This is a genomic window from Streptomyces sp. adm13(2018) (assembly GCF_008042145.1).
Taxonomy (GTDB): Bacteria; Actinomycetota; Actinomycetes; order Streptomycetales; family Streptomycetaceae; genus Streptomyces.
The window spans coordinates 10,741-17,241 of record NZ_RDBH01000035.1 but is presented as its reverse complement, the minus strand read 5'-3'; the positions used below and the strand labels follow the sequence as shown (position 1 = coordinate 17,241).

Genomic DNA, 6,501 nt, shown 5'->3' with positions numbered 1-6,501 from the left:
GGCGCGGCATGGCCTGAGCCAGCCGGCTCCTCACCCCCGTAGACGGCGCGCCCGCGGATCGCGCCGCGGGCGTGCCGTCTACGGGGGTGAGGAGCCGGCTGGCTCAGGCCATGCCGCGCCTCATGTCGTCGCGTGCCTTCAGTGCGCTCTCGTGCACCTTCTCGATCGCCTCCCGGGCCTTGGCGGCCATCTGGTCGGCCTTGCCCTCCGCCTCCAGGCGCGTGTCGCCGGTCGCCTTCCCGGCGCCCTCCTTGGCCGCCCCCTCGCCCTTCTGCACGGTGCTCTTGCGCATGACCGCATTCCTTCCGTCGCATCCCACGTCGGGTCCGCATCTCTGTCTACGGACGCGACTGCCCCTGCCGCCGGGAATCATGCCGGGGTGCCCGGGGTGCGCCCGGCGGGACGGCGGGGCAGGGGCTCAGTCCGCGCTCCGGTGCGCCACCGCGTTCCTGCGCCGCGCGACCGCCCGCAGCAGCAGCCGCATCAGGCAGACCGCGGTGACCACCCAGACCGCGGCGAACAGCCACAGCGGCCCGGACGACGAGGACACGGCCGCGAGGACGAAGAGGGCCAGGCACGCGAGGCCCAGGACACCGGTGATCAGGCCGAGCCGCTGTCGTAGGGCCGCGCCCCGGGTGCCGTCGGGCCGTCCGGGGCCCGCGCCGGTGTGTCCGAGGGACCGCAGCCTGCGGCTGAGGGACGCGTCGCTCCGAAGGCCCTGCTCGATGCCCTCCAGGATCTTCCGTTCCTGCTGGGTGAGCTTGGGATTGGCGTCGTGCATGGCGAACTCCCGTCGAGCGTCGAGCGGTCCGGTCAGGTGCCGTGGCCCCGGAGGGCGGGGTCGAGGCCCCGGACGGCGTGAACGTCCCGGGCCTCGGTGCATGCAGCTCGCAGTTGGGGAAACATGTTCCCCGACCGGTCCTCGCCCGTGAATCCCCGCGCACGCCCTTCGTACGCGGCGAACGGGCGGTGCGCCCGGTTCCCCGGGCTCTCATCCGGCCTGTTCCCGCAAACCGGTCCCCGTAAGCACCGCTCGGCCCGGCAGCTCACTCCCGTGCCCGCGACCGGCCACCCTCCGTCAGGCGGCGGGCTCCTTCGGTGACCGGCCCAGGGCGCGGACCGCGGGTACGGCGAGCATGACGCCGATGAGGACGAGACCCACCACCGACGAGAAGAGCAGCACCCGGTCCGCTCCGTACGCGTCCGCCGCGGGGCCCGCCAGGGCGCGGCCCACGGGGATGACCATGATGGAACCGGCCACGTCGTAGGCGGAGACGCGGCTCAGGACGGCGAGCGGGATGTGGGACTGCACGCTGGTCGCCCACATCACGCCCCAGAAGGCGAACCCGCACCCCGCGAGGACGCCCGTCAGCGCGGTCGCCGTGAACGACCAGCCCAGGGCCGGGGCCAGCGGGTTGAGGGAGAAGAAGAACATCGCGCAGGCCCCCGCGACCAGCGGCCGGGCCGGCCGGACCCGCATGCCGAGCAGTCCGCCGACGATCGTGCCGGCGCCGTCGGCCGAGGCGATCCATCCGTACCCGCTCGCCCCGTGCTGCTCGGTGAGCAGGGCCGCGCCCAGCGGCAGGGCGGGGCCGAAGACGAACAGCCCGTACACCGCCCACACGGCGATGACCCCCCACAGCCAGGAGCGCGACCGGAACTCGTGCCAGCCGGTGGCCAGCCTGCTCCACAGCGGGTCGTCGCTCTCGTCCTTCGCGGTGCCGAGTCCGCGCAGCGGCGCCAGGCCGAGCGCGCTGAGGGCGTACGCCGCCGCGATGACGACGAAGGAGCCCGCCACGTTCCAGTAGGCGACGAGCAGACCCGCCACACCGGGCCCGAGCAGGGTGCAGACCGCCTCGGAGATCCGCAGCAGCGCGTTGGCCCGCTGGATGTCCTCGGCGACCCGGGGGACCAGGCTCGCCAGGCCCGGCTGGAACATCGCGGTGGCGGCGCCGCTGAGCGCGAGGAGCGCCATGATGTGCCAGAGGCGTACGTGCGAGCCGATCAGCAGCACCGCGAGCGCCAGCATGGCCACCATGCGCACCACGTCGGCGCCGACCATCATCACCTGCGGGGTGAAGCGGTCGGCGAGCACGCCGCCGAACAGGACGAGCAGCACGATCGGCGCCATCCAGGCGGCCAGCGCGTAGCCGACGCCGCCCGCCCCGTACCCGGCGCCGAGCACGGCCGTCGTGAGCGACACCATCAGCATGCCGTCGGCGAGCAGCGAGGTGCTGCGCGCGGTGAAGAAGAGCCGGAAGCGGCGCGATCGCCACGGGCTGGGGGGAGTGCTCTGCTCCCGTTGTGCGGTTGCCTCGTCCATCGTCATGTCACATCCCGGTCCCGGCCGGTCCCTTTCCTGAGAATCTGCTGCCGGAGCCAGGCGCTGGTCCGGTCCGCCTCCGCCGGCGGTCGGTGGACGATCACGTACCGGCGCGGGGCCAGCACCCCGGGGCGGCCGGGGAGCGCGTCCATCAGCGCGGTGTGGGCCGCGGCCGGCGTCAGCGCACGGTCTCCGGCGGCGACGTACGCCGTGAGACCGCCGCCCTCCGCCGGGCCGTCGTCCGGGCCGGGGGGCCCGGCGGTGACGTGGACCGGCAGGCCGCGCAGGGCCTCGCTCAGCGTCCGTGCGACGAGCGGCGGCGAGGTCCAGGAGCCGTCGACCCGGTGCCAGTCGGGTCCGCGGTCGACCGGGCCGACCCCCGTCACCTCGGTCAGCGAGTCCAGCGGTACGTCGTCCTCGGCGGCGGCCTCCAGGAGCCGGACGAGGCCGGTGAGGAAGGCCTCCGACTGCTCCGTGGAGAACAGCGCGGGATCCAGCCAGGCGGCCAGGTGGAGCTCCGGCTCGATCGCGTGGACGAAGGTCAGGACGCGGGTCGGCAGCACCTGGCCGGGACCCCAGCGGAGGTCGAGCCCGCCGGGACCGTCCCCGCCCTTGTCGCTCTCGTCGCGCCCGTCGTCCGGACCGGCCGGGGACGTGAGCGCGCCGACCGTCGGCGGCAGCGTGCTGACGTCGTTGAAGACGACGTCCCGCGCGAACCGGCTGCCCCGCTCGCGGGTCGCCTCGCCGATCATCTCCCAGAGCGCCACCGCGTCGAACTGGCTGTGCCGGTACGCGTTGAGCGCCGCCCCCCAGGCCTTCTTCAGGAGCGCGTCGAAGGTCGGCACCCGGACGTCCAGGGAGAGCAGCGCGTCCTGGGACAGGGTGTTCACCGACCGGGCCAGCCGGGGGTGGTAGCGGTTGGAGGTCGGGACGGCGGCCACGCAGGTGGGCTGGTCCGCCCGGTGGGCGACCAGGGCGCACCAGGCGGTCAGCAGCACCGTGGACGGCAGGCCTCCGGTGCGCTCCGCCACGCGCGCCAGGGCCCGCGAGCCGCGCCGCGAGCGCAGGGTGAGCTGCGGTGTCGGCACGTCGGTCCCCTCGGCTCCGGGTTCCGCGAACATGGCCTGCGGCTCGGTGCGGATGATCCGTTCCCAGTGCCGCAGCGAGGCGGCGGACCTGCGGAGCCCGGCCGGGGCCGCCTCCTCGGCGGCGAGGGCGAGCGGGGTGAGGGAGACGGGCGGTGGGAGGGTCTCGCCGGCGAGCAGGTCGAGCCACTCCTCCTTGAGGACCGCGAGGGCGCCGACGTCGGTCACGGCGTGGCTGGCCGCCACGGCGGCGAAGGCGGGTGCCCCCGAGCGGGCGACGAGGCGGACGCGGAGGGGGAAGTCCCGGTCCAGCCGGAAGCGTTCGGCGCGCGCCCCACGGGCCACCGCGTCGGCGTACCCGGCGGGGTCGTCGGGCAGGTCCGCGTGGTCGAGCACGGTGACGGTGAACGTCCCCCCGGTCGCCACCACCTGCTCGCGCGGGGCGGTCCCGGCGGTGTGCGGGAAGGTCGTGCGGAGCGCCTCGTGGCGTACGGCGAGGGTCCGGAGGGCCTCGACGGCGGCGTCCTCCGTGGTGCCCACGGGAACAGGCCACACGTCGTGGATGTTGATGTGCTCGGGCTCGTCCCGCAGCATGCAGCGGATCATGTTGGCCTGCCCCATGGTGACGGGGCCCCGGCGCTCCTCGCCCCCGGTGGCGTACCCGACCGTGCGGACCCGGGCGCCGCCCGGGGGCCGCGCCGACCGGCTCGCGCCGGTCAGGGCCTCCCAGGCCTCGGTGAGCAGGGCGAACTCCTCCATGTCCCGGCGCGCCTCGTCGAGGAGCCGCTCCCGGAGCGGCGCGAGGGCGTCGGCGGCGGTGGCGTAACGGCCGCCGAGGGTCCGGTAGCAGCGGTCGAGGACGTCGAGCCGGGCGGCGTTCGCCGCGCGGTCCGCGCGGGCGCCGTCCCGGACGAGCCCCGCGACGGCGGCGGCCCTGAGGTGGCCCTCGGTGTCGAGCAGACCGTCGCCGGCCTCCTTCGTCGCGGTGTGCACGGCGTCGAAGTGGGGCGTGGAGAGCAGGAACTTGGCGAACCGCAGCTGGTAGGCGAGGAACCCGGCGTCGGAGCGGCGCTCGCCCGTGTGGAAGTTGACGATGTGCCGGTTGTGGAGGACGCCCGGCAGCCGGGCGTTCTGCACCAGGTGCGCGAGGAAGTAGTCGCTGCCGATGGTGTCGGTGGCGGGCGGCAGCGGCACCCGGGCGTACACCGCGCGGTCCAGGGCGATGTTGCACATGTCGACCCTCGTCGGACTCACGCTGGTGAGCGTGGTCAGGTCGCCGGTGTACGGGGTCGTCCCGGCGCCCCGGAAGGACTGCGCGATCAGGCTCCGGCGCCAGATCTCCGGATAGCCGGAGGGGACGGAGAGACCGACGACCTCCTCGTAGACCGCCGGGTCGAGACGGCGGATCTCCTCGACGTCCACGGACATCTCGCCGACGAAGGAGCCGCCGACCAGGGACACGGTCCGGCCGGCGCACGCGGGGTCGAGCCTGCTCCGGGAGACCAGGCCGGCCGCGTCGGCGGCGGGCAGCCCCAGCGCGGCGAGTTCGTGGTGGATCGGGAAGACCGGCTCGCCGTCCACGTGCTGGTAGCGGCTGTCGGAGTCGCGGCGGTGCACGGACGCGCACCCCAGGGCCTCGGCGAGGAGGAACGCGCGGTTGGTGCAGGCGCCGTAGGACACGCGGTCCGGCAGCATCAGGTCGAGCACGTGGTCCGGCGCCGAGACGCCGGCCCGGTCGATCACCTCGCGCAGGAAGGCCCGTTGCTCGACCTCGTCGAGGTGGTGGACGACCACGCCGGGGGCGGCGGGCAGCGCGGCGAGGACCTCGCGGTGCTCGGCGGCGCTCGCCGTGTCGGAGGAGTCCAGGACGAGGAACCGCACCTCGACGCCGAACGTGCGGGCGCCGTAGGCGGCCTCCTCGGCCACGGCCCGCAGGGTCGCGGCGCAGGTCCGGTCGGTGGGCAGGGTCAGGCAGACGCGGCGCACGCCGACTCCCCACCCCGGGCCGCCGCGTCGCCCCGGTCCGTGTCCGTCGCGGGCCCGGCGCCCGCGACCGTGTTCCGGCCGGTCGCCGGGTCCTCCCACGCGTCCTTCCAGGAGGTGAGCCCCAGCAGCCGGCTGCCCAGCTCGTCCAGGACGGCCGTGGGATACCGCTCGGACTCGTGGCGCACGGGGTCGCCGACCAGGGTCCGGTTCCAGCGCGGGGTCCGCAGGTGCCGCCAGGAGTCGACGCGGGAGCGCCGGAGCCGCTCGTGCTCCTCCAGGGCCGGCATCATCGACAGGTACTGCACCGCCCGGACCTGGTCCCGGGAGACGTTGCGCGCCACGCCGTGGGCCAGCAGGCCGTTCCAGATCAGCAGGTCGCCGGGGCGGAGTTCGGGGCGTACGACGGGGTACTCCGCGCGGTCCACGGCGGGGCGCAGCGGGTCGCGGTCGGCGGGCTGGGCGACCTTCCACTCCTCGAACCGCCGGAAGAGCTCCGGGTCGCACTGGAAGCCGCCGGACTCCGGCCCGGTCTCGTTGAGGGCGATGATCCCCTGCACCCGCTGCGGCGGGACCCCGAGGGTGGTGTCGATGTCCCAGTGCAGCTCGATGTCGAAGCCGCGGTCGGTGGGTTCGATGAGGGCCCGGTCGCGGTTCCCGATGTTGGGCGGGTTGAGGTTGAGCCGGTCCTGGGTGACCCACAGCTCCTCGCAGTCCCAGACGTCCACGAAGGCGTCGTAGACCCGCCGGGCCTGGCGGTTGTCCCAGAGGAGCTGGTGGTGGTACGCCTCCACGAAGCCGTAGACGTGGAGCTGCCGGTCGAGTTCCGAGCGGAACGGCCGGTCCGCGTACCAGCCGTCCGGATCGCCGGGGTCGAGCCCCTGGAAGTCCCAGGTGAAGTCGAGCAGCCGCCGCGCCGCCGCCGCGGGGATCGCCTCGCGGACGATGACGTAGCCGTACGTCTGCCAGTGCGCGAAGTCCTCCTCGGACAGCACCCGCAGCGGACGTGACTTCTCCAGCTCCCTGAGGGTGGTCTGGGCGAGGTAGGACTCGCCGTCGGCGCTGAAGTACGGCAGGTCCGAGGCCGCCCGGTACAGGTGGGGGCGGCGC

Annotated in this window: 5 protein-coding genes and 1 pseudogene; all 6 read right to left on the bottom strand. The window is 74.6% G+C overall.

Annotation, left to right across the window (positions count from 1 at the left end):
- Positions 1-103 precede the first annotated feature (103 nt).
- The gene (locus EAO70_RS03020; RefSeq protein ID WP_148001480.1) at positions 104-292 is read right to left on the bottom strand and encodes a CsbD family protein; all 189 of its coding nucleotides are present in this window, start codon (positions 290-292) and stop codon (positions 104-106) included.
- A 126-nt stretch (positions 293-418) separates the two neighbouring features.
- Complete coding sequence (locus EAO70_RS03015; RefSeq protein ID WP_187283699.1) at positions 419-781, bottom strand: DUF3040 domain-containing protein; 363 nt, start codon at positions 779-781, stop codon at positions 419-421.
- Between the two features lie 297 nt (positions 782-1,078).
- Positions 1,079-2,329 carry an MFS transporter gene (locus EAO70_RS03010; protein WP_148001478.1) on the bottom strand — a complete coding sequence of 417 codons (1,251 nt, stop codon included), beginning with the start codon at positions 2,327-2,329 and terminating at the stop codon, positions 1,079-1,081.
- Complete coding sequence (locus EAO70_RS03005; RefSeq protein WP_261992617.1) at positions 2,326-4,128, bottom strand: condensation domain-containing protein; 1,803 nt, start codon at positions 4,126-4,128, stop codon at positions 2,326-2,328. The genes EAO70_RS03010 and EAO70_RS03005 overlap by 4 nt, the downstream gene beginning before the upstream one ends.
- Positions 4,105-5,394: pseudogene (locus EAO70_RS38780) on the bottom strand (DUF6271 family protein); the annotation flags it as partial. The pseudogene EAO70_RS38780 and the gene EAO70_RS03005, both read right to left, overlap by 24 nt.
- The coding region (locus EAO70_RS03000) for a phytanoyl-CoA dioxygenase family protein (protein WP_261992614.1) at positions 5,376-6,501 on the bottom strand (1,126 nt) is incomplete at its 5' end. The gene EAO70_RS03000 and the pseudogene EAO70_RS38780, both read right to left, overlap by 19 nt.